General features: G+C 68.6%; 24 protein-coding genes and 1 pseudogene. 10 read left to right on the top strand and 15 right to left on the bottom strand.

The features are described 5' to 3' along the window. Nucleotides 1–29 precede the first annotated feature (29 nt). Entirely contained in the window at nucleotides 30–509 is a 480-nt protein-coding gene (locus IG02_RS0110020) for an NUDIX domain-containing protein (protein ID WP_030744409.1), read from the top strand. Nucleotides 510–626: 117 nt separating this feature from the next. Here IG02_RS0110020 and IG02_RS39055 read toward each other — a convergent pair whose 3' ends face one another. Then, on the bottom strand, nucleotides 627–2,015 hold the full coding sequence (locus tag IG02_RS39055) for a globin domain-containing protein (protein WP_234314695.1): 1,389 nt from the start codon (nucleotides 2,013–2,015) through the stop codon (nucleotides 627–629). A gap of 974 nt (nucleotides 2,016–2,989) precedes the next feature. Further along, nucleotides 2,990–3,631: an HAD family hydrolase gene (locus IG02_RS0110010; protein ID WP_030744405.1), complete on the bottom strand. Its 642-nt coding sequence runs from the start codon at nucleotides 3,629–3,631 to the stop codon at nucleotides 2,990–2,992. A gap of 152 nt (nucleotides 3,632–3,783) precedes the next feature. On the opposite strand from IG02_RS0110010, the gene IG02_RS0110005 reads away from it, so the two are divergent. Together IG02_RS0110005 and IG02_RS0110000 are read left to right on the top strand one after the other, a co-directional pair. Further along, on the top strand, nucleotides 3,784–4,824 hold the full coding sequence (locus IG02_RS0110005; protein WP_030744404.1) for a GNAT family N-acetyltransferase: 1,041 nt from the start codon (nucleotides 3,784–3,786) through the stop codon (nucleotides 4,822–4,824). 94 nt (nucleotides 4,825–4,918) lie between these two features. After that, entirely contained in the window at nucleotides 4,919–5,371 is a 453-nt protein-coding gene (locus tag IG02_RS0110000) for a GNAT family N-acetyltransferase (protein ID WP_030744402.1), read from the top strand. A gap of 113 nt (nucleotides 5,372–5,484) precedes the next feature. Here the strand turns inward: IG02_RS0110000 and IG02_RS0109995 are convergent, their stop codons facing one another. Together IG02_RS0109995 and IG02_RS0109990 are read right to left on the bottom strand one after the other, a co-directional pair. Continuing rightward, nucleotides 5,485–6,906, bottom strand: coding sequence for a serine hydrolase domain-containing protein (locus IG02_RS0109995; RefSeq protein ID WP_030744399.1), 1,422 nt, complete (start codon nucleotides 6,904–6,906; stop codon nucleotides 5,485–5,487). Between the two features lie 50 nt (nucleotides 6,907–6,956). Then, the gene (locus IG02_RS0109990) at nucleotides 6,957–7,877 is read right to left on the bottom strand and encodes an alpha/beta fold hydrolase (protein ID WP_420707732.1); all 921 of its coding nucleotides are present in this window, start codon (nucleotides 7,875–7,877) and stop codon (nucleotides 6,957–6,959) included. A 115-nt stretch (nucleotides 7,878–7,992) separates the two neighbouring features. Here IG02_RS0109990 and IG02_RS0109985 point away from each other — a divergent pair, with 115 nt between their 5' ends. Continuing rightward, on the top strand, nucleotides 7,993–8,643 hold the full coding sequence (locus IG02_RS0109985; RefSeq protein WP_030744396.1) for a TetR/AcrR family transcriptional regulator: 651 nt from the start codon (nucleotides 7,993–7,995) through the stop codon (nucleotides 8,641–8,643). A 453-nt stretch (nucleotides 8,644–9,096) separates the two neighbouring features. Continuing rightward, on the top strand, nucleotides 9,097–9,987 hold the full coding sequence (locus IG02_RS0109980; protein ID WP_030744393.1) for a MerR family transcriptional regulator: 891 nt from the start codon (nucleotides 9,097–9,099) through the stop codon (nucleotides 9,985–9,987). 39 nt (nucleotides 9,988–10,026) lie between these two features. Here IG02_RS0109980 and IG02_RS39050 read toward each other — a convergent pair. The 5 genes and pseudogenes from IG02_RS39050 to dnaB form a co-directional block, all read right to left on the bottom strand. After that, nucleotides 10,027–10,629: pseudogene (locus tag IG02_RS39050) on the bottom strand (HD domain-containing protein); the annotation flags it as partial. Between the two features lie 226 nt (nucleotides 10,630–10,855). Continuing rightward, a complete protein-coding gene (locus tag IG02_RS37700) occupies nucleotides 10,856–11,668 on the bottom strand; it encodes a hypothetical protein (protein WP_051764750.1) in 813 nt (270 codons plus the stop codon). Continuing rightward, on the bottom strand, nucleotides 11,593–12,063 hold the full coding sequence (locus IG02_RS37695; protein ID WP_051764747.1) for a hypothetical protein: 471 nt from the start codon (nucleotides 12,061–12,063) through the stop codon (nucleotides 11,593–11,595). The genes IG02_RS37700 and IG02_RS37695 overlap by 76 nt, the downstream gene beginning before the upstream one ends. Further along, nucleotides 12,060–12,704 (bottom strand): TnsA-like heteromeric transposase endonuclease subunit, encoded by a 645-nt coding sequence (locus IG02_RS0109970; RefSeq protein ID WP_037802651.1) that lies wholly within the window; start codon nucleotides 12,702–12,704, stop codon nucleotides 12,060–12,062. The genes IG02_RS37695 and IG02_RS0109970 overlap by 4 nt, the downstream gene beginning before the upstream one ends. Before the next feature lie 293 nt (nucleotides 12,705–12,997). After that, complete coding sequence (dnaB, locus tag IG02_RS0109965) at nucleotides 12,998–14,512, bottom strand: replicative DNA helicase (RefSeq protein WP_030744384.1); 1,515 nt, start codon at nucleotides 14,510–14,512, stop codon at nucleotides 12,998–13,000. Nucleotides 14,513–14,934: 422 nt separating this feature from the next. On the opposite strand from dnaB, the gene IG02_RS0109960 reads away from it, so the two are divergent. Beyond that, nucleotides 14,935–16,272 carry an MATE family efflux transporter gene (locus IG02_RS0109960; protein ID WP_030744381.1) on the top strand — a complete coding sequence of 446 codons (1,338 nt, stop codon included), beginning with the start codon at nucleotides 14,935–14,937 and terminating at the stop codon, nucleotides 16,270–16,272. Between the two features lie 231 nt (nucleotides 16,273–16,503). Here IG02_RS0109960 and rplI read toward each other — a convergent pair whose 3' ends face one another. The 4 genes from rplI to rpsF form a co-directional block, all read right to left on the bottom strand. Further along, on the bottom strand, nucleotides 16,504–16,950 hold the full coding sequence (gene rplI, locus IG02_RS0109955; protein WP_030744379.1) for a 50S ribosomal protein L9: 447 nt from the start codon (nucleotides 16,948–16,950) through the stop codon (nucleotides 16,504–16,506). An 18-nt stretch (nucleotides 16,951–16,968) separates the two neighbouring features. Beyond that, the gene (gene rpsR / locus IG02_RS0109950; protein WP_003967857.1) at nucleotides 16,969–17,205 is read right to left on the bottom strand and encodes a 30S ribosomal protein S18; all 237 of its coding nucleotides are present in this window, start codon (nucleotides 17,203–17,205) and stop codon (nucleotides 16,969–16,971) included. A 43-nt stretch (nucleotides 17,206–17,248) separates the two neighbouring features. Continuing rightward, the gene (locus tag IG02_RS0109945) at nucleotides 17,249–17,836 is read right to left on the bottom strand and encodes a single-stranded DNA-binding protein (protein ID WP_030744377.1); all 588 of its coding nucleotides are present in this window, start codon (nucleotides 17,834–17,836) and stop codon (nucleotides 17,249–17,251) included. Nucleotides 17,837–17,939: 103 nt separating this feature from the next. Continuing rightward, nucleotides 17,940–18,230: a 30S ribosomal protein S6 gene (gene rpsF / locus IG02_RS0109940; RefSeq protein WP_006604399.1), complete on the bottom strand. Its 291-nt coding sequence runs from the start codon at nucleotides 18,228–18,230 to the stop codon at nucleotides 17,940–17,942. A gap of 303 nt (nucleotides 18,231–18,533) precedes the next feature. Here rpsF and IG02_RS0109935 point away from each other — a divergent pair, with 303 nt between their 5' ends. The 3 genes from IG02_RS0109935 to IG02_RS0109925 all read left to right on the top strand — a co-directional run bounded on the left by IG02_RS0109935 (nucleotide 18,534) and on the right by IG02_RS0109925 (nucleotide 21,373). Continuing rightward, nucleotides 18,534–18,848, top strand: coding sequence for a hypothetical protein (locus tag IG02_RS0109935; protein ID WP_030744374.1), 315 nt, complete (start codon nucleotides 18,534–18,536; stop codon nucleotides 18,846–18,848). 152 nt (nucleotides 18,849–19,000) lie between these two features. Then, complete coding sequence (locus IG02_RS0109930; RefSeq protein ID WP_030744372.1) at nucleotides 19,001–20,119, top strand: lipid II:glycine glycyltransferase FemX; 1,119 nt, start codon at nucleotides 19,001–19,003, stop codon at nucleotides 20,117–20,119. 222 nt (nucleotides 20,120–20,341) lie between these two features. After that, complete coding sequence (locus IG02_RS0109925; protein WP_030744369.1) at nucleotides 20,342–21,373, top strand: alanine racemase; 1,032 nt, start codon at nucleotides 20,342–20,344, stop codon at nucleotides 21,371–21,373. Between the two features lie 111 nt (nucleotides 21,374–21,484). On the opposite strand, the gene IG02_RS0109920 is transcribed toward IG02_RS0109925, so the two are convergent. Both IG02_RS0109920 and IG02_RS0109915 read right to left on the bottom strand, forming a co-directional pair. Next, a complete protein-coding gene (locus IG02_RS0109920; RefSeq protein ID WP_030744366.1) occupies nucleotides 21,485–22,975 on the bottom strand; it encodes a glycosyltransferase family 87 protein in 1,491 nt (496 codons plus the stop codon). A 153-nt stretch (nucleotides 22,976–23,128) separates the two neighbouring features. Continuing rightward, nucleotides 23,129–25,732 (bottom strand): transglycosylase domain-containing protein, encoded by a 2,604-nt coding sequence (locus tag IG02_RS0109915; RefSeq protein WP_078854345.1) that lies wholly within the window; start codon nucleotides 25,730–25,732, stop codon nucleotides 23,129–23,131. A 370-nt stretch (nucleotides 25,733–26,102) separates the two neighbouring features. Here IG02_RS0109915 and IG02_RS0109910 point away from each other — a divergent pair, with 370 nt between their 5' ends. Further along, nucleotides 26,103–26,819, top strand: coding sequence for a PadR family transcriptional regulator (locus tag IG02_RS0109910; RefSeq protein ID WP_030744360.1), 717 nt, complete (start codon nucleotides 26,103–26,105; stop codon nucleotides 26,817–26,819). Nucleotides 26,820–26,868: the final 49 nt, after the last annotated feature.

Raw genomic sequence — 26,868 nt, 5'->3', positions numbered from 1 at the left:
GAACCATTCACACGGGCGAACCTCTTCCCATGACCGAACGGCCCGTGGTCAAACGCACCGCACGCGCCATCCTGCTCGACGGCGACGAACTGATCCTCATCAAGCGCACGAAACCCGGAGTGGATCCGTACTGGCTCACGCCCGGCGGCGGGGTCGAGGGCGGGGACGCCACGGTCGTGGACGCGCTCCACCGCGAGGTCGACGAGGAGCTCGGCGCCAAGATCACCGATGTGGTCCCCTGCTTCGTCGACACCGTCGAGCACATCGCCGACGGCGGGGTGACCGGCGTGAAGGTACAGCACTTCTTCGTGTGCCGGCTGGCGTCCATGGACCCCGCGCTCCGGCACGGCCCCGAGGTCGAGGAGCCCTGCGGACAGTACGAGATCGTCCGGGTGCCGTTCAGCCGCGTCGGAATCGCGGCGGTCCACCTCGTACCGCTGTCGCTTCGGCACTACCTGGACGGCAACATCGAGGGCGTTCGGGCACTGCACGCTCCCGACCTGGGCTGATCTTGGCTGCGCGGGCCAGGTATGGGGCCGACGGCCCGGACCGTCCCGGCCCGGCACGGGCTGACGGCCCGGCCCGGGGCCGACAACCGTGGGCTGCCCGGGCGGACGGTCCGGTCCCTATGTCGCCACGAGGGCGTCCAGGGAGTCGTGCCGGATCCGCTCCGAGGGGATCCCGATGCCGGTGAGCACGTCGAGACCGCTGCGGATCATCCCGGGCGGCCCGGAGAGGTAGGCGTCGTACTCCTCCCAGGGCCCGTAGTCGCGGACGACGTCCGGAAGCCTCTCCGTCAGCCCCTGGCCCGGCCGGCCGTCCCCGACCACGGGACGCACGGACAGCCAGGCGTGCTCGCTCTGGAGGCGCAGCATCGTCTCCATGTCGTACAGGTCCTGGTCGCTGCGCGCGCCGTAGAAGACCTCGACGCGGCGCCGGTGACCGTGCTCGGCGACGTCCTCGACCAGCGCCTTGATCGGTGCGATCCCGGTGCCGCCGCCCAGACAGAGCAGGCCGTTGTCGGTGCTGTGGTCGACGACCATCGAGCCGGCCGGGGGGCCGAGGCGGAGTATGTCGCCCGGACTCGCGTGGTGCACCAGGGAGTTGGAGACCCAGCCGGCCGGGACGGCCTTCACGTGGAAGGTGAGCAGACCGTCCGGGCGGGGGGCCGAGGCGAAGGAGTAGTGCCGCCAGACGCGCGGCCACCACGGCGTCTCCACGCTCGTGTACTGCCCGGCGCGGAAGGGGTACGGCTGGTCGGGGCGGACGGTGATGACCGCGACGTCCGGGGTGCGCAGTTGGTGCGCCACCACTTCGGCGTTCCACCAGGCCGGGGCGTACTGCTCGTTCTCCGCCGCCGCGTCGATCATGATCTGCGAGATGGCCGTGTACGTCCTGACCCAGGCGCCCTCGGTCTCGTCGTCCCAGATGGTGGCGTACCGGGTCAGCGCGCCGATGAGGGCTTCGCCGACGGCGGGGTAATGCAGCGACTGGGTGCCGTACTTGCGGTGTCCACGGCCCAGCTGACGGAGGTAGTCGGTGAAGATGACCGGGGAGTCCATGTGCTCGGCCGCGATCAACAGCGACTTGAGGAGCCGGTCGCGCTGGGTGTCCATGGCCACCGGGAAGAGGCCGCGCAGCTCGGGGTGGTGGATGAAGAGCAGCGCGTAGAAGTAGGACGTCAGCTGGTCCGAGACCGGTTCGATCTCGGACAGGGTACGGCGGACGATGATCGCGTCGGGTGAGGCGTCGGTGTCCGCCGGTGGCGCGGCCGTGGGAGGGACGACCGCCGACGGCTGCGGCGCGGGTGCCTCGGGGGGCAGTGCGCCGGGCGCCGCCGGGGCCTCGGGCGGCAGCGCGGCGGAGACGGACGGCTGTTCACCGGCCCGGTCCGGCGCGGGATGTGGTGCGGGTTCGGCCTCGCCATCGGCATCGGCGTCAGGATCGGGCGCGGGAGTGGGCTCGGTCGCCGGCGTGGGCCCGGGCGGGGAAGTGGGGAGCGACTCGGGCGGCATGGCCCCGGGCGGGCGGCCGGCCCCGGTCCCCGCGCTTCCGGAGAGCGACTCCGGTCGTACGGATCCGGGCTGGACGAGGGCTTCGGGCGGGAAGCCGGGGCTTTCGGCGCCGGGCAGTCCGCCGGACAGCCGCGCGGCGGCTTCCGTGACCTCTTCGGGGAACGGCTCGCCGACGTTGCCGGCCGGCGCTCCGTCGCCTTCCGGCACCGACGGGTGGTGCGCGGGCGCGTCACCGTCCCCGACCGGCTTGTCGCGAGGCCGGAACGCGTCCGGTACGGCATCCTCCGGTGCGGGCCGGCGAGCGCCGTCCGGGCGTGCGACGGGCTCCCCGTTCGCCTCACCGGGGGGCGGGGTGGAACGCCTCGCGCCGGAGCCCACCGGGCGTATGGCGGCGAAGGAGCGGCTCGGCACTGATATTCGTCCGCGGTCCGTTCCGTCGGTCCCCTCCGGGCCGTCGCCGGCCGGGCCAGGGCCGGTGCGGCCCTCGGCGGGCCGCTTCTTGCGCGGGGAGAACCAGCCACCGCCCCCCGAATCACCGGACGTACCGGCGGCCGGGGTGGGGGACGTGCCGGAGCTTCCGGAGGTGCCGGCGCTCCGGGAAGGGTCGTTGTCCCCGGAAGTGCCATTGTCGGCCGACGTGGTGGTCGGAGCGTCCATCGTGTGCCTCGCCTCGAACATCTTTCGGTCGTCTACGCACTTCCGCTGCCCGGAATACGCTAGCAATTCCCCGCTTCGGCCAGGTCTGCCGACGGCCACCGCCGAACCACGCCATACCCCCAATTCGGGCATGGGTGACGGAGGGTGGCATCGCCCGCGGTTCCTGTCGCCGCATCTTGACAGGGCAGGTGGCCGCGAGGTCGAAGAGCGTCAAATACGGATGAACACCACGGGGGCAAGCATGCGAACGCATTGCTTCCCGTGCCGATTCACCGGCCTTCGGGCCCTGTTTCCCGCGAGACCCGGGGGTCAGCGTATTACTGCCGGGGACCGACGAGTTCATAGACCTCGCGCAGATCGCTCCCCGAGTACGTGTGCGTGGACAGTCCCGCCAGATGATGATCCGCGTTTACCGCCACTGACCTGGGCACCACTGCGAAAATCTCCGCATCCGACATGGAATCGCCGTAGGCGACACAGTCATCCAGTCCTACCCCGAACTCTGCGCACAGCCGGTTCGCGATCTTCACCTTGGCCGCCGGACTGAGAATGCCCGTCCGGTCGATGGGCTCGGTGAACGGCAGAGCCGGCCAGCGCGACCCGTGTGCGGCATGGGCACCCCAGTCCAGGAGCCGTGACACAAAGAAGTCGGGAGAGAGCGAGATAACAGCGCAGTAGTCCCCTTGCTTCCGGATATCCGCCCAGACCTCACGGATGCCGAGGAGCCACGGGGCGCCTTCGAAGGCGGCCTCGACCTGCTGGGCGGTGAGTTCGGCCCACAACTCGCGCGCGCGGACGGCGAACTCGTCGGGCGTCAGCCCGCGGTTCAGGAAGTCCCGTTCCAACGCGGCGATTTCGGCTCCCAGCCCCAACTGCCGGGAGATCTCGACCGCGGCGGCCGAACCACGGATGAGTGTTCCGTCGAGGTCGAAGAGGTGCAGTCTGCGCGTGCTCGCCATGAACAGCGAGGTTAGTACGTACGGTCCCCTTCCGTCCGCCGGGCGGCATTTCTCACACGGCGGCCCGACGGAACTTCGCAAGTGGCCTGACGAAGTGCCGGTCCGGCTTATCAACTGGACGAAAGGCCGGCCGTTCGGACAGCCTGGCCGCCATGCCGACTCCTGTTTCCGCCCTGCCGATCCGCCCGCTGGCCATGGCCGATCTCTCCGCCTGTGCCGATCTCGCCGAGAGCCGTGGATGGTCGCGCGAGGAACGTTCCTGGCGGCTGCTGCTGGCCGCCGGCGCCGGTTACGGCATCGACGACCCCGTCGCCGGACCACCGGCCGGCCAGGGATTGGCCGCGGTGTGCGTCCTCACGTCGTACGGACCCGTCGCTCGCGTCGGCGACGGGATGACGGACGGCCCCGGTGGCCACCGTGCCGAGAATGGCCGGAAGAGGACGCAGCGGCCCTCCTCCGATCCGGTGGGCAGCCAGGGCGTCGGTGGCGTGGCTGCCTTCGCCGGAAGGCCGGAGGCCGGTGGAAGGTCCTCCGTCGACCGAGGGCTCGCTGCCGTCGGTAAGTTGCTCGTCGCGGAACGGTACGAGCGCCAGGGGCTGGGCCGACGGCTCATGCGCCATGTCCTGGACGAGGCGGACAACAGGCCCCTCGTCCTCTACGCCACCTCGTACGGACTGCCGCTCTACCAGCGGCTCGGTTTCACCGACGTCGGTGGCGCGGCGCGGCTGCGAGGCCATCTCCGCGCCCCCGACCGGCCTTCGCCGGTGACGACCCGTCCGGCGACCGCGCACGACGTGCGGGCTCTGGTGCGCCTGGACGCAGAGGTCCTCGGGGTGGACCGCACCGCTCTGCTCACGCGGCTTCCCTCGTGCACGGACCGCATCCAAGTGGCCGAGGAGGGCTCCACGATCACCGGGTACGCGGCGGTCAGGTCAACTCCCCGCGCGGAGGTCGTCGGCCCGGTGATCGCCGAGGACACGGCCACCGCCGAGGCGCTGATCACCGCCCTGGTCACCGGCCGGGAGCGGCCCGTACGCCTGGACATCGACACACGGCACCCGGAGTTGTTGCGGCGACTCACCGAACGCGGGCTGGCGACAGCCTCCATGACCACGACGATGACCTATGGGACTCCGTCCCTGCCCGGTGACTGGGCCCGGCACTTCGCGCCGCTGAGCCTGGCCACGGGCTGATCGTCGTCCCTGGCCCCGCGCGGCGGCGTCTCTCGCGGGGCCATCGGCTCAATCGCTCCGGACGGTCCGCCGGTGCCCGCGTAAGGTGCCGGGCATGAGCGATCTGGACATACGACCCGCGGCGCTCGAGGACATCCCCGCCATAGTGGCGATGCTCGCGGACGACCCGTTGGGCGCTCAACGGGAGACGCCCGATGACCTCACCCCGTACACCGCCTCCTATGAGCGGCTGGCCCGGGACCCGAACCAGCATCTGATGGTGGCCGTGCGTGACGGTCGGGTGGTCGGGACGCTCCAGCTGACGATCGTCCCGGGGCTGTCCCGACGCGGTGCCACCCGCTCGGTCATCGAGGGGGTGCGGATCCATACGGACGAGCGCGGCAGCGGGCTCGGTACGCGCTTCATCGAGTGGGCCGTCGACGAGTCCCGGCGCCAGGGGTGCCAACTGGTCCAACTCACCTCCGACGCGAGCCGTACCGACGCCCACCGCTTCTACGAGCGGCTTGGATTCACCGCCTCGCATATCGGCTTCAAGCTCGCCCTGTGAGAGCACGTCCGATCGGGGACTGATGAGTTGGCTCCCCAAAGCGCGCCTTGTCCGTTGGTGCGGCCGTGTCCATCGGCGCGGCCATGCCCGTTTCACGTGAAACATCCGCCGCCTCAGCCTTCGGGCGAGGTCATGCCACGCCAGCCCTTCTCGTCCACCCCACCGGGCACATCGGCGCCGGGGTCGTACGCCTCGCGGGTGAAGACGAACGAGCCGAGGTCGAGATGGTCCACCGAGCCGTCCGGCCGCCGTACGACCCGCAGGGTCTCACCCGCGTGGTAGCCGTCGAGCCCGGTCCAGGTGCCGTCCGGCTGTCCGACAAAGCGCGAGCCGCGTCCACTGCTTCCTCGATTCCTTCGGCTCCCTCGGCTCCCTTCCAGCGGAGTGAGTTCCAGTCCCTGGTCCGTCGACAGGGTCAGCACGAACGGGTGTGTGCCCCAGAACCACGGGCCTGTGACCTCGAGCAGTGGCTGGTCGGCCGTGGCAAGCGGACGCCAGGGCTCGGGGAACCTCGGCTCGGCCTCGGCCACGATGGAGACGAGCTCGGCCGCCACCGCCCCCACCGGCGGGCCCGAGGTCGCGTTGGCGAGTGCCACCGCGGCCACGCCGTCGTCGACACTCACCCAGAGGGATGCGACAAAGCCCGGCAACGATCCCGTGTGCCCGGCCAGGCTCCGGCCGCCATGACGGGCCAGTTGGGTGCCGAGTCCGTATCCGCCGTCCCACTGTCCCGTCTCGGGCGGTACCGACGGCGTCCGCATCTCCGCCACCGACGCGGCGCTCAGCACCTTCTCGTCCCCGTCGGCGAGGAACCCGGCGAAGCGGCAGAGATCCGCGGCGGTGGACCAGAGCTGACCCGCCGGAGCCATCAGACCGAGATCCTCCGCGGGTTCCGGCAGCACCACATCGGCCCAGGGGTGGACGGCCCAGCCCTCGGCATGCGGAGCGACGGGCTGTGCGGTCGTACGGTCCATGGCGAGTGGCTCCAGCACGTCCCGGCGCAGCACTTCCTCCCACGGCGCGTCGCGCACCGCCTCGACCAGCGAACCGAGGACGGCGAACCCGGGGTTGGAGTAATGGTGCCGCCGTCCCGCGGGGTGCCGTACGGGCCGGTCGCCGAGGACATCGCCCAGCGTGGGCCGCAGCGTGCCCGGCGTCCGCTCCCACCATGGCCCCGGCGACTCCGCGCTCAGCCCCGCGCTGTGGCCGAGCAACTGGGCGATGGTCACCTCCCCCACGCCCGTCCCCGGCAGGTACTTCTCCAGCGGATGGTCGAGGCCGATCAGTCCCTCGTCGCGCAGCCGTAGCACGAGAACGGCGGTGAAGACCTTGGTGATCGATCCGACGCGGTATTGCGTGTCGGCATCCGGCACCTGCCCGTCCGCACCGCTCCGCGCCCCGGACCACACCATCCGGCCGTCCCGGGCCACGGCGGCCACCAACGAGGGCGCCCGCCCCTCGGCCTGGGCCACGGCCACACGGTGCAGAAGAGCCCGGCGCGTACCGGGCAGAAGTTCGTCACAGGATGAGGTCATGCCCCACACCTACCGTCTCGGCGGCGTGAGCGCACCGGGCGGCGCGAGCCTCATCCCAGGCGGTCCACGGAGGCCATGAAGTCCAGCATCCGGCGGTTGGTCTCCTCCGCGTGGTCGATCTGCGGACCGTGGCCCGTATCGGCGATGATCTCGGCTCTGGCGGCGGGTACGAGGCGCGGAACGCGCTCCACCTGCCGACGCGGGTGCACCAGGAGGCTCCGCCTGCCCAGCACGAGGTAGAGCGGAGTGCGGATGGTGGCCAGTTCGTCGTCGGACAGGGGCAAGGGGGCCGGGCGGCGAATGCGGTACGCGCGGACGGCGGCTCTGACCATGGTGCGCAGTTCCGGCACGATGAGGACCGGCTGCTCCAGCCAGGACGCCAGCCGAGGGCGCAGCGCCTTCGGCGCCCAGGTCGCGAAGAGGCTGACGAAGATCCAGACGAAGAAGCGCAGCCCGACCTTCTCCAAGCCGCCGGGGTCGAGCAGCGTGGCCGAGGCGACGCGGCCGGGCTCGCGGTGAACGTGGTTGAGGACGAGCCATCCGCCGTAGGAGGAACCGACGAGGTGCACACGGTCGAGTCCGAGTCCGGCGAGCGTTTCGTCCAGCCACCGCGCGGCGTGTTCGGGCTGATGGATGGGCTCGCGCTGCACGCTGCGGCCGGGATCGCCCGGGGTGTCGATCGCGTAAACGGGGCGCTCGGCGCTGAGATCCGGGGTGTTCGGGTACCACATGGCGGAGCAGGATCCCGCGCCGTGCACCAGGACGACGGGGGTACGCGATCGGGCGGCCGGGTCCGTGGGGCCGTAGCGGTAGACGTGCGTGGTGCCGAAGGAGGTCTCCACGTCCAACTCCTCGAGCGCGGGTGCCCCCAGCCCGTAGACCGCGTCGCACGCGGCGAAGTAATGGTCACGCCGGGCATCGCTCACGTAGCGGCCGACGTCGGCTCGGGCGCGAGCGGCAGTCTCGGTCACGGTCACCTCCGGGTTCCGGTTTCGTGATACGAACGTACCACAATGATGGTACGGCTGTACCATGAAGGAGAGCCAGCAGGGGCCGTACCAGTGGAGACGAGCGGAGAACCGGCCGATGCCCAAACGCGTGGACCACGCAGAACGGCGCACCGAGATCGCCGAGGCACTCGTCCGGGTCGCCGGACGACGCGGGCTGCACGCCGTGGGGATGCGGGACGTGGCGGCGGAGGCGGGTGTATCGCTGCGGTTGGTGCAGTACTACTTCGAGACGAAGGAGAAGTTGCTGCTCTTCGGCCTGGAGCGGTTGGCGGAGAGGTTCACGGAGCGGGTCTCCGCCCGTGTCCGGGCCGCCGGCGACGACCCCGGCCCGCGCGCAATGGTCGAGGCGCTGCTCATGGCGGCCCTGCCGACCGACGAGGAGAGCCGCACGTTCCACCACCTCTACACCTCGTACGCCGTCATGGCCATGCACGACCAGGCGCTGGCGGCCCAGCCCTTCATCAAGAACCCCGAGGCCGCCGAAGACGCGGTGACCGGACTCCTCCGGCAGGCTCAGGAGGCGGCTCTCCTCGAACCCGGTGTCGACGCCCGGCTGGAGGCGATCAGCCTGCTCGCCATGTCCGCGGGACTCGGCACCAGCCTCCTCGTCGGCCAGCGCGACCAGGAGTCCGCCGTCGCGGTGCTCGACCATCATCTTGACCGGATCTTCCGCGCGCGTGACGGTAGCGCGGCGACACGTGCGGACGGAGAGCCGGGAACGGGCTGAGAAACGCGCCCGGAGGCGCCGACGCGGACCGTCATGCAGGTTCCGCGATTGAGTGTCGAATGGCGGAGCGTTGAGCTGGGGCTTCCTTCGAGTCCGCGTCAGTTGTCGTCGACGTCTGTCCGCGGAATCGTGTCCAATCCTCGTGGTCAGCCGTTCGTGCCGAGGACGATCCAGTCGAGTATGGATCCGAGCAGGGCATGGAGTTCTTGCTCGGTTTGGAGGTCTCGGTGCTCGGGTGTCGGCGGTCAGTGGGAATTCCCCAGCGGCGGCCACTTGGCGGGGAGCTATCTGGCCGCCGGTGGTCACTCTGCGTTCCCGGATGGTTCGTCGTTCTTGATCGGTCCCGGCGGCAGCTAGGGCCTGGCTCCGGTGGCACCTGGATGGGGTTGTTGCACATGCCGTAGCGGCATGTGGTGGGGTCGGGGCACCACGGCACGAAAGGCTCTGTCTGCGATGTACCCCTCCCTCACGCCTCCCCGGCAGGTCAAGATCGGTGATGCCGCTGCGTTCGCCGGGATCACCCCACGCGCCATCCGCCACTACCACGAGATCGGTCTGCTGCCGGAGCCCGAGCGCGGCGGGGACGGCCGCCGCCGCTACGGCTATGACGACATGACCCGCCTGCTGTGGATCCGCAAGATGGCTGATGCCGGTATCAGTCTGGACGACATGCGGGCCGCCTTCGCCGAAGCCCGGGACGAAGCTGGAGACGAAGCCCTGGACCAAGCCCCGGATATCGAGTCGGTACTGAGCAGGCTGGAGGAAACCTTGGCGGCGCAGGAGGCCGCCATCAAACGTCGGCGCGCGGCTGTCCAGCGCCTGCAGGCAGTGGGCAGCCCGCTGGGGCTGCTCTCCGAACTGGTCACGGACCGGCTCAGCCACCTGCCCCCGGGCGCGTTGCGCCCCTCCGATCTGGACGCCCTGCTAGTCACAGAACGGATCTTCGGGCCGCTGGGCGCCGCCATCCAGGCCAGCACGTTCAGCGTGCTGGCCACCCACCCCGAGCTGCGGGCCGAAGAGGACCGTCTTGAGGCGGCCGAGGCCGCCCTCGACGACGGCGTCGAACCCGACGACCCGCGCGTCGAAGAGCTCGCCGTACAGCGATGCGCTCACCAAATGGCCCTGAATCAGGCCATCGAGGCAGCTGGTCTCGACGCGGCCGAGGAGAAGATCTTCGAGATCTACGACGCCGACCTGAAAGGGGAGGAGGGCACAGAGATGAGTGCCGCCGCAGCGATCACCAAGATGCCTTACGACTTCTCTCCTGCCCGGATGCGCTGCGTGGAACTCGCCGGACGGCTCTTCGGCGAGGCCCTTGCCGACGCCCACTCCGCGGACAGCTGATCGCCTGTGTCTGGCACTGACGTGGCCCGACAACCGGTCGCGTTCATCAGCCTCGTCACCGATGCGAGCGAGCACACTGTCCAGGTCAAGGAACTCTTCCCAGACCGGTCTTCCGCTCGCCGCTGTGAGTCTGGCGACGACAAGGTCTTCGAGTTCGGGGACCCGCTTGTTCTTCCAGATCTTGTCGGCCAGGCTGACAAGGAGTTCTTCCATCCCGGCCTCTTCGCTGGTCCAGGATGCGTGTGTTCCGGCGAAGCGTGCCATGGCGGAGTCGACGCCTTGGGTCATAAGTAGCTCGCGGCCTGCTTCTTCGTGCTGTGCACCGGGAGCGGACAACTCGGCGGGGTGCAGAGTCTTGCCGATGTCGTGGGTGGCGGCTCCGAAGAGAACCGCCTCCGGGTTGATGCCCAGATCGAGATTGCGTGTGGCAATCCATTCGAGGAGTTGCCCTGCAACGTCGTGGACTGCTCGCAGATGGGCGACCAGACGCGGCGGAGCGTCAACGCTGTGAAGCAGTTCTGCTGCTTCGATTGGCAGTGGACGCAGCGGGGGCCGACCGGTGTCCTGGAGGGCAATCGACAGTACTCGCGAGGTCGTCACCGCGACAGGGTAGTCGTTGCGGTCGCAGTAGGGACGCGGCATTCAGGATCGGTTCCCGTCGGTTGGCCCTGGCCCGCGTCGGCCTCTCGTGCCCCCTTTCCGCAGAAATGCTCCGTGACTCCATCCGCCGGACGGTCGCACTGGAATGCCGAGCTCACGAGCCCACTTGGCCATGGTGGTACTGCTCATACCTTTCTCCCGGGCGAGGTCCGGCAGAGTGCGGCGGCGGTTGACGTACTGCTCGAAGAGCCAGTCCCGGTCGATTTCGTCATGTCGCCGCCGGCCGCTCTTGCGCATGGGGATGCCGTACTCGTGGGCCAGCCTGAGGACATTGACGGGCGAGACGCCGACATCTCGTGCGATTGCCCTGGTGGGCTGGCAGTTGTCGAGGTAGCGGAGCCGGAATTCGTGCTCTGGGAGCAGTTGGCGGGCGATTCGGAGCGGCTGTCCGGCGGCGCCAGTTCGGCAGCACCCGCGGCGGCCGGTAGCACTGGTAGAGCACCATCGCCGCATCCACAGCCTTGGTCGACACCGGGGTGAGCCGCAATCCGACAATGCAGCGGGTGTACCAGTCCATGGCGACTGTCAGCTCACAGTTGACCCACTTCAGCGTCATCGGATCGAGTGCGAAGACGTCCAGCCTCGTGGTGTCCATCAGCACGTACTCACCCGGCCTGGTCGGCCGGAGTTTGTCGTAGGCGCCCTTCGGGCGGTCGGCAACGTCGCGGTTCCGCTTCGTGCTCTGCCGGAACGTCGGGTGCTTCTTCTCCAGCTCTTCCAGGGCTTTGTAAGCCTTGGACCGGCCCGGTATCTCCACCACGCCCTCGCCGTACCGCGCGACGATCCGGGCCTGCGTCTGGCTCAGGACGGTCTTGCCCATCGGTGTGGCCTCATCGCCGTGCTCGACCATCACCTCGATGGCGACTTCCACCCACCGCTGATCGCACCGGGACAGCACCGTGTCGATGCGGATCGGGGGCGCCAAGCCCGCCTCACCGTCCTCGCCTACCTCGGCGACCCACCGGCAGATGGTTCGCACCGACAGGCCGAGTTCGGCGGCCTTCGCCTCGTACCGGGCCATGTAAGCAGGTCCGGAGCGTATTCCGGCCGCGACTCCCCCGCGGCAGCCAGTTCGGCGCTGCCGGACTTGTAGCCGGTACGGATCTCCCGAACGTGCTCGGCCCTCTCCAGGAGCTTCGCCATGGTTTTCGTGTGGTCCTTGCCCGCGAACAGGGCCAGCACGGCGCCATTGAGTTCCCTGTCGTCACTCGACGAGGGCCCTGGACTGTCAGGCACGACCTGGGCCCGGTCCGAGAACAGCAGTTCCTTGACAGCGACGCGGAGGAGTCGTCCGAGCCGGTCTTTCAGCACAACTTCGTTGCCGGCCATCGTCGCGACGGTTTCGATGACTTCGACCGCTTCGCCGTCGTAGAGCATCCGGGTGCCGACCTGCAGCCGAACCGTCCCGGCGCTCAAGGCATCCTCCGCAGGACATGCTCCGATCCGAGCGGCCGGTCCAGGTCCGTGGCCAGGCGGCCGGTCCACAGCTGGTGGAACACCGACGCCCGCACCAGGCGGGCGTCGAACTGCGGCGCGGTGGCGAACGCCTCGGCCAGCGTGACACCGTGCAGATCAGCACGGTCCAGCGCCGCCAAGATCTCGGGGTCGAACAACCATTCACGCCGATAGCCAGCCAGGAAGCGGATGTTCTCCAACTGTCCGACCGGAGGCCCGCTCCACACCTCGTAGCGCCAGCCGCGCGACTCGATCACGGTGCGGGACCAGGCAAAGCTGAAGGCGACCTTGTCATCTGACAGCTTGTGCGCGGACTTGACGTCGACGACCACCGGCCCGGACTCGGTGAGCAGCAGGTAGTCGGGGATGTGTCGGCGTTTCGCCCCGTCGACATGTGCTGTCATGTGGAACGGCTGCGCGATGATCCGCGTGCACCTCGGATCGAAGTCGGCGTACAGGACTCGGCTGAGCTCCAGACGAGACTCGTAGAGCACATGGGACGCTTCCGTGGCTGACCAGTAGGTTCCCGAGTAGTGAGCCTGGCCCAGATGCCAGCGAAGCGTCCGCCACGGTGCCGCAGCGAACAATTCCTCTGGTCGCACCTCGCCGAACCCGTGCAGTTCAGGCTTGTCCTTGCCGGGCTTCCGGACCTGTAACTCGGCCGTGGATTATGGCGCCTTGGTCTGACATGCCGATGCAGCCCCCTGGAGTGGCTTCTCAACCTTCATGTCCACATTGGCGTGAGAGCCCGGCCGCGTCTGCAGCACCACCCCAATACCACTCCAACGAGTGACGCTTCTGACCCGCACGTCCTCGGGTCATGTCAAATTCGACACTGGCTTGACACTTGGGCGCGGATTTTGACAGCGAAACGCGGATCCTACACGTCAGGCCGTCAGGTCTGGGCCATGTCCACGAACCGCGAGTAGTGGCCTTGGAAGGCCACCGTGATCGTCGCCGTCGGGCCGTTACGGTGCTTGGCCACGATCAGGTCCGCCTCGCCCGCGCGGGGGGACTCCTTCTCGTACGCGTCCTCGCGGTGCAGCAGGATCACCATGTCCGCGTCCTGCTCGATGGAGCCCGACTCGCGCAGGTCGGAGACCATCGGCTTCTTGTCCGTACGCTGCTCCGGGCCACGGTTCAGCTGCGAGAGCGCGATGACCGGCAGCTCCAGCTCCTTGGCCAGGAGCTTGAGGTTCCGCGACATGTCCGAGACCTCCTGCTGGCGGCTCTCGGCGCGCTTGGAGCCGCCGGACTGCATCAGCTGGAGGTAGTCGATGACCACCAGCCTCAGCTCGTTGCGCTGTTTGAGGCGGCGGCACTTCGCCCGGATCTCCATCATCGACAGGTTCGGCGAGTCGTCGATGTAGAGCGGCGCCTGGGAAACGTCCGGCATACGGCGCGCCAGGCGCGTCCAGTCCTCGTCCGTCATCGTCCCGGAGCGCATGTGGTGCAGCGCCACCCGCGCCTCGGCCGACAACAGGCGCATCGCGATCTCGTTGCGCCCCATTTCGAGGGAGAAGATCACGCTGGGCAGGTTGTTCTTGATGGAGGCGGCGCGGGCGAAGTCCAGCGCGAGCGTGGACTTGCCCATGGCCGGACGGGCGGCGATGACGATCATCTGGCCCGGGTGCAGCCCGTTCGTGAGCGAGTCGAAGTCCGTGAAGCCGGTCGGAACGCCGGTCATCTCCCCGCTGCGGGAGCCGATCGCCTCGATCTCGTCGAGCGCGCCCTCCATGATGTCGCCCAGCGGCAGATAGTCCTCGCTGGTGCGCTGCTCGGTGACGGCGTAGATCTCCGCCTGGGCGGAGTTGACGATCTCGTCGACGTCGCCGTCCGCCGCGTATCCCATTTGCGTGATCTTCGTACCTGCCTCGACGAGCCGTCGAAGGACCGCGCGCTCATGGACGATTTCCGCGTAGTACGAGGCATTCGCCGCGGTGGGCACCGACTGGACGAGCGTGTGCAGGTACGGGGCGCCTCCGACACGGGTGATCTCGCCGCGCTTGGTCAGCTCGGCCGCCACCGTGATCGGGTCGGCCGGCTCCCCCTTGGCGTAGAGATCGAGGATCGCCTGGAAGACGGTCTCGTGCGCCGGGCGGTAGAAGTCGTGGCCCTTGATGATCTCCACGACGTCGGCGATCGCGTCCTTGGACAGCAGCATGCCGCCGAGCACCGACTGCTCGGCATCGAGGTCCTGCGGAGGCACCCGTTCGAAACCTTGGGAACCGCCGTCCCAGGGACCGGCGTCGCGACCGTCCCGGCCACGCTCGTGCTGCTCCTCGCGCCCGCGTCCACGCCCCCGTCCATGTCCGTCCGGTCCTTCGCCACGGCGCTGCCGGGAGACAGGCAGACGGTCGCCGGGACCGGCGTCGGTCCACGGGTCGTCCAAGGGCTCGGGAACGCTCACCGGCCACCTCCTCACGTCCGCTCAACGGACCTCGCCGTGCCACTCTTTCTACGGCACGACACTGACAAAACGGGAGGTCTGGCTCCGGTTCCGGCGCGTCGGACGCCGGTCCACGGTAGGCCCGCCGACACCGTCAGCCAATCTGGTTATCCACAGGCCATGTGGACGACGAACCAGATGCTGTGGAGAACCCCGGCGAACCTGTGCACGGAACGGGGGACAGCACTGTGGACAACCACGCGACTCCACCGGATAACCAGCTCTGAGCTGGCCGTTTTCCGTCCACCGGCTGTGGGGGAGAAAAACTTCCCCCATCAACTCAAGATCATCGGAGGGGCAGCCCGGCAGATCTCCGACCGCTGGTAAAAGTAAGGACCATAGACGCATTGCGTCTATTACCTGTGGAAGATTAGATTGGGTGCATGACAGAGGCCCCCACGGCATCCAGGCCCGGACGGCGTCGCCATGATCGAGAGATCATCGCGCTCGCCGTCCCCGCGTTCGGCGCGCTGGTCGCCGAACCGCTTTTCGTCATGGTGGACAGCGCGATCGTGGGGCACCTCGGGACCCCGCAACTCGCCGGTCTGGCGATCGCCGCGGGCCTGCTGACCACGGCGGTGAGCATCTTCGTCTTCCTCGCCTATGCCACCACCGCGGCCGTGGCGCGGCGCGTCGGCGCCGGAGAGCTGCAGGCCGCCATCCGCCAGGGCATGGACGGAATCTGGCTCGCACTGCTGCTCGGAGTCGCCGTCATCGCCGTAGCCCTCCCTGCGGCGCCCTGGCTCATCGGGGTGTTCGGAGCCTCCGACACCGCCACGCCGTTCGCCATCACCTACCTACGGATCTCCAGCCTCGGCATCCCCGCCATGCTCGTCGTCCTGGCCGCCACGGGGGTACTGCGCGGGCTGCAGGACACCCGGACGCCGCTCTACGTGGCCATCGGCGGCTTCGGCGCCAACGCGGCTCTCAACGTGGCACTGGTCTACGGCGCCGGACTCGGCATCGCGGGTTCCGCCTGGGGCACGGTCATCGCCCAGTGGGCCATGGCCGGCGTCTATCTCGTTGTCGTCGTACGGGGCGCGCGGCGCCATGGCGCCTCACTGCGGCCCGACGCCTCGGGCATACGGGCCAGCGCGCGGGCCGGAGTCCCACTGCTGATCCGTACGTTGTCGTTGCGGGCGGTTCTGTTGATCGCCACCGCCGTCGCCGCCCGGCTGGGCGACGCCGAGGTCGCGGCCCACCAGATCATCCTGTCGTTGTGGAACCTCATGGCCTTCGCGCTGGACGCCATCGCCATAGCGGGACAGGCGATCATCGGCCGCTACCTCGGCGCAGGTGACACCCACCGAGCCAGAGAGGTATGCCGCCGCATGGTGCAGTGGGGCATCGTCGCCGGCGTACTGCTCGGCGCTCTGATCGTGCTGGCGCGCCCACTCTTCATCCCGCTGTTCACCGGAGACCAGGTGGTACGGGACACGCTCCTGCCCGCCCTGCTCGTCGTGGCCGTCTCCCAGCCGGTCGCCGGGGTCGTCTTCGTACTGGACGGCGTGCTCATGGGTGCGGGGGACGGCCCATATCTCGCTGGAGCGATGCTGTTGACCCTGGCCATCTTCGCGCCGGCCGCACTGCTCGTGCCCACGCTCGGCGGCGGGTTGACAGCCCTCTGGTGGGCCATGGGACTGATGATGGTCGTTCGGCTGGCCACACTCTGGATCCGCACCAACTCCGGCCGCTGGCTGGTCACCGGCGCCACGCGCTGACTGTCCTGTCCTCGGCCCTTGCTCGCCAGGACCGCGGGTTCCGTCATCCTTGCGGATCCGCGATACCCGAACCTCCGTTTCACGTGAAACATCCCGTGTGGCCGTTTCACGTGAAACGTGGAGACGCACCCGGAGCACGGGGTACCAGGGGTGCAGAGCATGGAGCAAGGAAGAGAGGGCCACACCCCTGCGGGTGCGGCCCTCTCCATGTTCTGCCGGGGACGGCGCCACTCAGGCGGCGACGACCTCGATACCGAGGCGCGCGGCGACCTCGGGGTGCAGACGCACGGACACCTGGTGCGAGCCCAGGGTCTTGATCGGCGCACCGAGCTCGATACGCCGCTTGTCGACCTCCGGACCACCGGCGGACTTGATCGCCGAAGCGAGGTCAGCCGGAGTGACGGAACCGAAGAGGCGGCCGGCGTCGCCGGAGCGAACGGCCAGACGCACCTTCACGGCCTCGAGGCGGGCCTTGATCTCGTTGGCCTGCTCGATGGTCGCGATCTCGTGGATCTTGCGAGCGCGGCGGATCTGCGCCACGTCCTTCTCGCCACCCTTGGTCCAGCGGATCGCGAAACCGCGCGGGACCAGGTAGTTGCGAGCGTAGCCGTCCTTGACGTCGACGACGTCGCCGGCGGCACCGAGGCCGGAGACCTCGTGGGTGAGGATGATCTTCATGTTTCGGTCACCCTTCCCTTATCGCGCGGTGGACGTGTAGGGCAGCAGCGCCATCTCACGGCTGTTCTTGACGGCCGTGGCGACGTCACGCTGATGCTGCGTGCAGTTGCCGGTGACGCGACGGGCACGGATCTTGCCACGGTCGGAAATGAACTTCCGCAGCATGTTCGTGTCCTTGTAGTCCACGTACTGGGTCTTGTCCTTGCAGAACGCGCAGACCTTCTTCTTAGGCTTGCGCACAGGCGGCTTCGCCATGATGTTTCTCCTGTGTGATCAAGAAGTGGGGTACCAGCCCGCCCTAGAAGGGGGGCTCGTCCGAGTAGCCGCCGCCGGAACCGCCGGAGCCACCGCCCCAGCCGCCACCGCCGCCACCCTGCTGGCCGCCGGCCGGTGCGCTGGAGGCCCAGGGGTCGTCGGCGGGAGCACCGCCGCCGCCCTGCTGGCCACCGCCGGGGCCGCCGCCCCAGCCGCCACCGCCGCCACCCTGCTGGCCGCCGCCGTAGCCACCCTGCCCACCGCGACCGGTGGTCTTGGTGACCTTGGCCGTGGCGTTCTTGAGGCTGGGGCCGACTTCCTCGACATCCAGCTCGTAGACCGTGCGCTTGACGCCCTCGCGGTCCTCGTAGGACCGCTGCTTCAGCCGGCCCTGCACGACGACACGCATGCCGCGCTGGAGCGACTCGGCGACGTTCTCCGCCGCCTGCCGCCAGACCGAGCAGGTCAGGAAGAGGCTTTCGCCGTCCTTCCACTCATTGGTCTGGCGGTCGAAGGTGCGGGGAGTGGACGCGACGCGGAACTTCGCGACCGCCGCACCGGACGGGGTGAAGCGCAGCTCGGGGTCGTCGACGAGATTGCCGACGACCGTGATGACGGTCTCGCCTGCCATGGGTGAACCTCTCGGCGGGGATTGCTTCTGGCTGCTGTGCTGCTACTCGGAAACCTCGGACCCGAGTTCCGAACCGTGGCTCAGTGGATTCTGAGCCGCGGGCTCAGTGGGTCTCGGGGCGGAGGACCTTGGTCCGGAGGACCGACTCGTTCAGGTTCATCTGCCGGTCGAGCTCCTTCACGACCGCAGGCTCGGCCTGGAGGTCGATGACCGAGTAGATGCCCTCGGGCTTCTTCTTGATCTCGTAGGACAGACGACGACGGCCCCAGGTGTCGACCTTCTCCACCTTTCCGTTGCCCTCACGGACGACGGAGAGGAAGTTCTCGATCAGGGGGGAGACAGCGCGCTCCTCCAGATCGGGGTCGAGGATGACCATCACCTCGTAGTGACGCATGTGGAACCCACCTCCTTCGGACTCAGCGGCCACGGTCGATCCGTGGCAGGAGGGTCGTGATGCGTGCGCAACGGTACCGGCCACCACCGACAGCCCCGCTCGGCAGAGCGTGGACCATGGCGGGAACCCGCGATGAGACCTCTGAGGGCCTGGCGGGCCTGGACAGACACCGGTGCAGAACGTACAGAGTACCCGCAGCCCGCCTTCCGGTTGAAATCCGGCCGCGCTCGGACGCAATCTGTACACATCGGGTGTGTGCGGCGCTACGGTGCGCCGCTTTCCCGCACGGCCAGGAGGTGCCACATGGCACAGGCAATGCGACCGAACTCAGCGACCTCACTCTTCTCCACGGACGGCAAGCGCCACCCGCTCCAGGACACCCTGATGGCGGTGACGCTGGTCCTGGGGCTGCTCGCCTTCTTCACCGCGTTCTTCAACCATCTGCACCTGCTCAGCTCGTGGGCCGGTCTGGTGGGCATCCTCACGGGTGCTTACGGCCAGTTCATTTCCGTGACCACCCGGGAACGCTTCCTCCTCATCATCGGGCTGGGAGCCTCGGCCGTCGGGTTCTTCCTCGGGATGGCACACGGCGGTCTCTTCGGCGGGGTCATCGGCTGACCCCCGGGGGGCGTCGGCCGGATCGCGGGACGCCGCCCTTCCGGACACTCCGCCGGAGGCCCAAACGGGGCGCTCCATCGGACCAGTAGGCTTCGGCGCGAGAGCCGGAGCCCCTGTATCCATGGGGACACACCTGCCGAGGAGCGCCCCGCATGAGCCTGACACTGAGGACCATCAGCCGAGAGCAGCATCTGGCGTACATCCAGAGCCTGCCCGCGGCGAGTCATTGCCAGGTCCCGGCATGGGCTGACGTCAAGACCGAGTGGCGCTCGGAGAACCTGGGCTGGTTCGACAGGAACGACCAGCTCGTCGGCGCGGGTCTGGTGCTCTACCGCCAGCTTCCCAAGATCAAGCGCTATCTCGCGTACCTCCCCGAGGGCCCGGTCATCAACTGGTACGCCCCCAACCTGGACGAGTGGATGCGGCCGATGCTGGCTCATCTGCGCAACCAGGGCGCCTTCTCCGTGAAGATGGGGCCGCCGGTGGTCATCCGCCGCTGGGACGCCGCCGCGATCAAGTCCGGTATTCAGGACCCGGACGTCAAGCGGCTGCGCGACGTCCAGGCCACCCACATCGAACCGCGCGCCTTCGAGGTGTCCGACCGACTGCGCAAGATGGGCTGGCAGCAGGGCGAGGACGGCGGCGCCGGCTTCGGCGACGTACAGCCCCGTTACGTCTTCCAGGTGCCCCTCGCGAACCGTTCCCTGGACGATGTCCTCAAGGGCTTCAACCAGCTGTGGCGGCGCAACATCAAGAAGGCGGAGAAGGCCGGCGTCGAGGTCGTCCAGGGAGGCTACGAGGACCTCGCGGAGTGGCAGCGGCTGTACGAGATCACCGCCGAGCGCGACCACTTCCGGCCGCGCCCGCTCTCGTACTTCCAGCGCATGTGGAGCGTCCTCAACACGGAGGACCCCAACCGCATGCGCCTGTACTTCGCCCGGCACGAGGGCGAGAACGTGGCGGCGGCGACGATGCTGATCGTCGGCGGCCACGTCTGGTACTCGTACGGGGCCTCCGCGAACCACAAGCGGGAGGTCCGGCCGTCCAACGCCATGCAGTGGCGCATGCTGCGCGACGCCTACGCGATGGGTGCCACGGTCTACGACCTGCGTGGCATCTCCGACTCGCTCGACGAGACCGACCACCTCTTCGGCCTGATCCAGTTCAAGGTGGGGACCGGCGGCGAGGCCGTCGAGTACATCGGCGAGTGGGACTTCCCGCTGAACAAGCTGCTCCACAAGGCGCTCGACATCTACATGTCCCGACGCTGACCCGTCCCGGCGCCGGCCCGGCACCGATCGGGCGGCGGGCACCCTCCCGTCCTCACGGACAGGTACGGGGACGTCCGGTGAGCGCGGTGCACACCTCCTTGCCGCCGGCGTCTTCCTCCGTAAGGTGGACCATCTCCGTACGGCCCTCGAGGCCACGACATCGGCCCACGACACCACCCACCCTCTCCCTCACCGCAGCCACGAGAAAGGTCCCGGACCGGCATGGCGCTCTCCCTCTACGTCGACACCGCGCGCTGGCGGGCGCACCAGAAGTCGGTCATCGACCAGTTCCCGGGGCTGGTCCCGGTCTGCAAGGGCAATGGCTACGGCTTCGGCCACGAACGTCTCGCGGACGAGACGACGCGCTTCGGCGCGGACATGCTCGCCGTCGGCACCATCTATGAAGCAGCCAGGATCAAGGACTGGTTCAGCGGCGACCTGCTGGTCCTCACCCCGTTCCGGCGGGGGGAGGAGCCGGTGCCGCTGCCGGACCGCGTCGTCCGCTCCGTGTCATCCGTCGACGGTGTGTTCGCCCTGGTGGGGGCCCGGGTCGTCATCGAATGCATGAGCTCCATGAAGCGCCACGGCGTCAAGGAGCAGGAGCTCGGTCAGCTGCACTCGGCCATCGAGGACGTCCGGCTGGAGGGCTTCGCCCTGCACCTCCCGCTGGACCGCACGGACGGCTCCGACGCGGTCGAGGAGGTCATCTCCTGGATGGACCGGCTGCGCGCGGCACGGCTTCCGCTGCACACCATGTTCGTCAGCCATCTGCGCGCGGAGGAGCTGGCCAGGCTCCGGCAGCAGTTCCCGCAGACCCGCTTCCGGGCCCGGATCGGCACCCGGCTGTGGCTGGGCGACCACGACGCGACCGAGTACCGCGGCTCCGTCCTGGACGTCACGAGGGTCACCAAGGGCGACCGCTTCGGTTACCGGCAGCAGAAGGCCGCCTCCGACGGCTGGCTGGTGGTGGTCGCCGGAGGCACGTCGCACGGCGTCGGCCTGGAGGCTCCGAAGGCGCTCCACGGTGTGATGCCCCGGGCGAAGGGCGTCGCCCGGGCCGGCCTCGCCACGGTCAACCGCAACCTGTCACCGTTCGTGTGGGCCGGGAAGCAGCGCTGGTTCGCGGAACCCCCGCACATGCAGGTGTCGATCCTGTTCGTGCCGGCGGACGCCGACGAGCCCAGGGTCGGTGACGAACTGGTGGCCCATCTGCGGCACACGACGACACAGTTCGACCGCCTCGTCGACCGCTGACGCTCTCGTTCCGTTCCGTTCAGGTCACGACATACGGACGCCCTCCGCGCGCTACGGCGTCCGGAGGGCGTCCGTATGTCGTCAGAGCCGTCCGCGCGCCCTGAGAGCCGCTCAGGCGGCCCCAGGCGGCCTGGCGCCCCATTCGACCCGCGGCCCCCGCTCCGTCTGCGCCACGTGACGGTCGTGGCCGGCCGCCTGCCCGAGTACGAACACGTCCTCCGCCCCGTCCAGCACACCGCCCGACGGATCGTCCGAGCCGTCTCTCCGTACGCCGTCCCGCTCCGGCATCAGGATGTCCCGTACGACCAGCGCGCACAGGTACAGCGTGCCCAGCAGGTGCAGCGCGATGGCGAGCTGGTAGCCCTCGGTAGGCAGTCCCTTGTGCTCGTCACCGCCGTTCGTGTACGCCAGGTACATCCAGATGCCGAGGAAGTACAGGACCTCGCACGCCTGCCAGACCAGGAAGTCCCGCCAGCGCGGCCTGGCCAGGGCGGCCAGCGGCACCAGCCACAGCACGTACTGCGGCGAGTAGACCTTGTTGGTGAGGATGAACGCGGCGACGATCAGGAAGGCGAGCTGAGCGAAGCGCGGCCTGCGCGGAGCGGTCAGCGCCAGCGCCGCGATGCCCGCGCTCGCCAGCAGCATGAGCAGCATGGCGTAGGCGTTGACGGCGCCGACCTCCATGGATCTCCCCGTGCGCTGCGTGATGATCAGCCAGAAGGACCCGAAGTCGATCTGCCGCTCCTGGCTGAAGGTGTAGAACTTCTTCCAGCCCTCGGGCGCGAGCAGCATCACCGGCAGGTTCACCGCGAGCCACGAGCCGGCCGCCGCCAGCAGGGCAGCCCCGTACTCCCGGAACCTCCCCGCCCGCCAGCAGAGCACGAACAGCGGCCCCAGCAGCAGGACGGGATAGAGCTTGGCGGCCGTCGCGAGCCCGATGAGGACGCCGAAGGCGAGAGCCCGGCCGCGTGACCACATCAGCATCGCGGCGGCGGTGAGCGCCACGGCCAGCAGGTCCCAGTTGATGGTGGCCGTGAGCGCGAAGGCGGGCGCGAGGGCGACCAGCAGGGCGTCCCAGGGGCGGCGCCGGTGGGTCCGGGTGACGCAGACCGCGATGACCGCGGCGCAGATCATCAGCATGCCCGCGTTGACCATCCAGTACATCTGTTCGCGGTACTGGATGGAGCCGCCCGGGGTGAGCCAGGAGGCCAGCTCCATGAAGAGCCCCGTCAGCACCGGGTACTCCAGGTACTCCATGTCGCCGCTCAGCCGGTCGAAGTACGGGACCAGGTTGTCGGCGAAGCCACGCCCCAGGAAGAGATGAGGGATGTCCGAGTAGCAGGCGTGTGTGTACTGCGAGTTGGCGCCCCGGAACCAGGCCCAGTTGTAGCAGGGCGCCTTCTGGACCATGCCCAGCGCGAACATCCCGATCGCGACCAGGGCGACCACCTTGACGGGCGTGAGCCGCCCGCCGCCGGACCAGGCCCAGCGCCCGGCGGGTCCGCCGATCAGCTCGCTGCCGGCGGCGGCGATCTCGTCCCGCCGTGTGGGCGGCACGACCGACCGGTCCTGGTGCACGGTTGTCTTGTCTGCGCTCGGCATGCCGCCCATCCTGCCGTACGCGCCCATGAACACGGCTGAGGGCCGCCGCACCGTACGTACACAGCCACTGTGCGCGTACGGTGCGACGGCCCTCGTGACGAGCTCAGGAGCTCGCCGGCGCCTCACACCGGAGTGCTGGTGCCGGGAGGAGCACTAGCCTCCTGCCCCGGCGAAGAACCCGTTGTCGTTCTCCTCGGTCGCCTCGCCGGTCGGCGTCCCCGACGGGCTCGGTCCGCCACCGCCCGGCCCGCCGTTCTGGTTGCCCTGGTTGTTGCCGTCGTCGGGGCAGCCGAAGGGATTGGTGCAGACGTCGTCGGAGTTCGACGGCGACGGCCCTTCGTTGTCCGGCTCCTCTTCGGTCACCGTCGGCGACGGCGATTCCTCGTCCTTCTCATCGCTCTCCGACGGCGACGGCGACTCCTCGGTCTCCGTCGGCGACGGGGACACGCCCTTGCCGTTGTAGGCCTCGCCGATCTCCTCGGGCTCCGGGAACGGGATGGCTTCCTCGCCCTTCAGCGCCTCTTCCATGTAGTCGTGCCAGATGTCGGACGGGAACGAGGCACCGTGGATCTTGTCCTGGCCACCCGTGCCGAACATCTTCAGGAACTGGCGGTTCTTGCTCTCGGCGTTGTCGTCCATCCGGTACATGTCGATCGCCGTCGACAGCTGTGGGGTGTAGCCCACGAACCACGCCGACTTGTTGCCGTCGGTGGTACCGGTCTTGCCCGCGACCTCACGGCCCTCAAGTCGCGCGTTCTTACCGGTGCCCTTCTCCACCACGGTCTTGAGCACGTCCGTGACGTTGTCGGCGACCGCCGAGGTGAACGCCCTGTTCGCCTTCTCGTCGTGCTCGTAGACGACCTTGCCGCTCGCCTCCACCTTGGTGACGGAGTACGGGTCGCGCTGCTCCCCGCTGGCGGCGAACGTGCCGTAGGCCCCGGCCATCCGGATGGCGCTGGGGTCGGAGATACCGATCGAGAACGACGGCACCTCGCCACCGACGAGGGAGCTCTCCAACAGCCCGGCCTTCTTGGCCGCGTCCCTCACCTGGGGGATGCCGACGTCCATGCCCAGCTGGACGAAGGGGGAGTTGGCCGACTCCTGCATGGCGTAGCGCAGATCGATGGGACCGTAGTCCTTGTCGCCGTCATTGACCTGCAGCCACTCCTTGTCCTCCTCGTTCCGCCAGATCGACCCGTCGTAGTTCTTGATCTTCAGCTTGTTGTCGCCGTCGTAGATGGTCTTGTCCGGCGAGATCTGGGTGCGCTGGTCGCTGTTCTGCACCGGTCCCAGATTCGGATCCCGGACCCCGCTCTCCATCGCCGCCGCCAGGACGAACGGCTTGAAGGTCGATCCGACCTGGGCACCCGTCTGGTCCGCGTTGTTCGTGAAGTGCTTGGTGGCGTCCGTCCCGCCGTAGATGGCGACGATCTTCCCGGTCGACGGCTCGACCGACGCACCACCGAACTGGACGTGCGTGTCGGTGTCCGGGCGCTTCTTGGGGTCGATGTTCGCGTCGTAGACCTTCTTGACGGCCTTGGTGAGCTGCTCGACCTTCTTCTTGTTGAAGGTCGTGTGGATCTCGTAGCCGCCCTGGGCGAGTTCCTTCTCCGTGATGCCCTGGTCGTTGTTGTTGATGAAGTACGCCTTGGCCAGGTCCACCAGGTAGCCGGTCTGACCGCCGAGCCCCTGGTTCTGCTTCTGCTGCTTCGGCATCGGGAACTCGGAGTACTTGGCGAGCTCGGAGCGGTCGAGCTTGCCGTCGTTGACCATCTCGCCGAGGATCCACTTCCAGCGCTTCGTGGCGTTCTCGTAGTTCCTCTCGGGGGTGGCCCGGGGGTCGAGGGACGGGGCACCGGCCGGGTCGTAGTAGGTCGGACCCTTGAGGACCGTGGCGAGCAGGGCGCACTCGCTCGGGTTCAGATCGTCCGCGTCCTTCCCGTAGTACGTACGGGCGGCGGCCTGGATACCGAAGGCCCCACGTCCGTAGTAGGACGTGTTGAGGTACCCCTCGAGGATCTCGTTCTTCTCCATCTCGTTGCCCACCTTCATGGAGATGAACAACTCTTTGAACTTACGGCTGAGGGTCTGGCTCTGGTCACCGAGGAGTGCGTTCTTCACGAACTGCTGGGTGATGGTGGAACCGCCCTGGGTGTTGCCGCCCATCGCCATGTTGTAGACGGCGCGGCCCATGCCCTTGAAGTCGACGCCGGGGTCGTCCCTGAAGGTCTTGTTCTCTGCCGAGATGACGGCGTCCTGCATCGCCTTCGGGATACGGCTGATCGGGATGTTCTGCCTGTTGGGACCACTGCCCGCCGAGACCATCGGCGAGTCGTCGTCCCAGTAGTAGACGTTGTTCTGGGATTTGGACGCCAGGTTCTGGTCGGGGACCCCCACCAGGGCGTACGCGACCGAGCCCGCCGCGAGCAGCGACCCCAGGAAGGCGATGGAGAGCGCGGCGACCTGCTTCCAGGACGGCACCCAGCGCCGCCAGCCGTACTTGCCGTATCTCGGGTAGTCGATCAGGCGTTTCTTGCCTGACGGCGCAGCGCGCCCCCGGCCACCCTTCTGGGCCGCTCGTCTGGCTTCGGCTCGGCTGCTGTACGGGCGCTCCTCGCCGGGCGCACCCGAGTGCGACTCCGTGACGGTTTCGCGGGAAGACGCTCCGCGACGGCCTGACGGCTGCTGGGCCGCACGTCTCGCCGCGGCACGTCCACCACCCTGTGGCTGTGGTGGTTTGCGACGGTGCTCGCTCATCGAACGACTACTCCTCGGGCAGGCGTGCACGCCTGGAAGCGGCAGTTGAGTTCCGGTCCCCCCGAAATGAATACGGACGGGCCCCGCGCGGGGCTCATCCGCCATGCATCCGGTAAGCCGACAGTCTTGACGCGCGGCGGCGTCGCTCGGTTCCCGGTGGTCTGCATGCCGCACAGACTACGCACGGCCAAAACCCTACTAGTGCGCAAGTTCACCCCAAATCAGGCAAGTTGCCTACAGAGAATTAATGATGTGACGCCGTTCACGATGACCTCCCTTGTCGCGGCTGCCGGTCCGATCTATCGTCTGGATGTATCGATCCGATACATCAGCACGAGATGACAGCCGTGGACCGACGAGGAGGCCGGACGTGAGCAGACGCTCGGGCATCCTTGAGTTCGCCGTCCTCGGCCTCCTCCGCGAGTCCCCGATGCACGGCTATGAGCTGCGTAAACGGCTCAATACCTCACTGGGGATCTTCCGCGCCTTCAGCTACGGGACGCTCTACCCCTGCCTCAAGACGCTGGTCGCCAACGGCTGGTTGATCGAGGAGCCGGGCAGCGCTCCCGAGGACGCGCGCGCCGCCTCACTCGCGGGGCGCCGCGCGAAGATCGTCTATCGGCTGACGCCGGAAGGTAAGGAGCACTTCGAGGAGCTGCTGTCGAACAGCGGCCCGGATTCCTGGGAGGACGAGCACTTCGCCGCCCGCTTCGCCTTCTTCGGGCAGACGGAGCGCGAGGTGCGGATGCGTGTGCTGGAGGGCCGCCGCAGCAGGCTGGAGGAGCGGCTGGAGAAGATGCGCGCCTCTCTGGCCCGTACGCGCGAGCGGCTCGACGACTACACCCTCGAGTTGCAGCGGCACGGCATGGAATCCGTGGAGCGCGAGGTGCGCTGGCTGAACGAGCTCATCGAGAGCGAGCGGGCAGGACGGGACCAGAGGCAGTCACCGTCCGCACCCCCCGCCACGCGGAAAAGCACATCCGGAGAAGCGGGCGACCTGCCCCGGCACCGGGACGCCGAGCCTTCCGGAGGCACGCCTCCGGGGCGTACCGGCCCGCCGGATCCGTCCGCGGACACCGCCAAGTGAGGTCCTGCGCGTCCGCAGGGTCTCGTCACGAACACTGAGACACAGGGAG

The organism is Streptomyces sp. NRRL F-5135, from assembly GCF_000719775.1.
GTDB lineage: Bacteria > Actinomycetota > Actinomycetes > Streptomycetales > Streptomycetaceae > Streptomyces > Streptomyces hebeiensis.
This window is presented reverse-complemented; position numbering and strand designations above follow the sequence as displayed.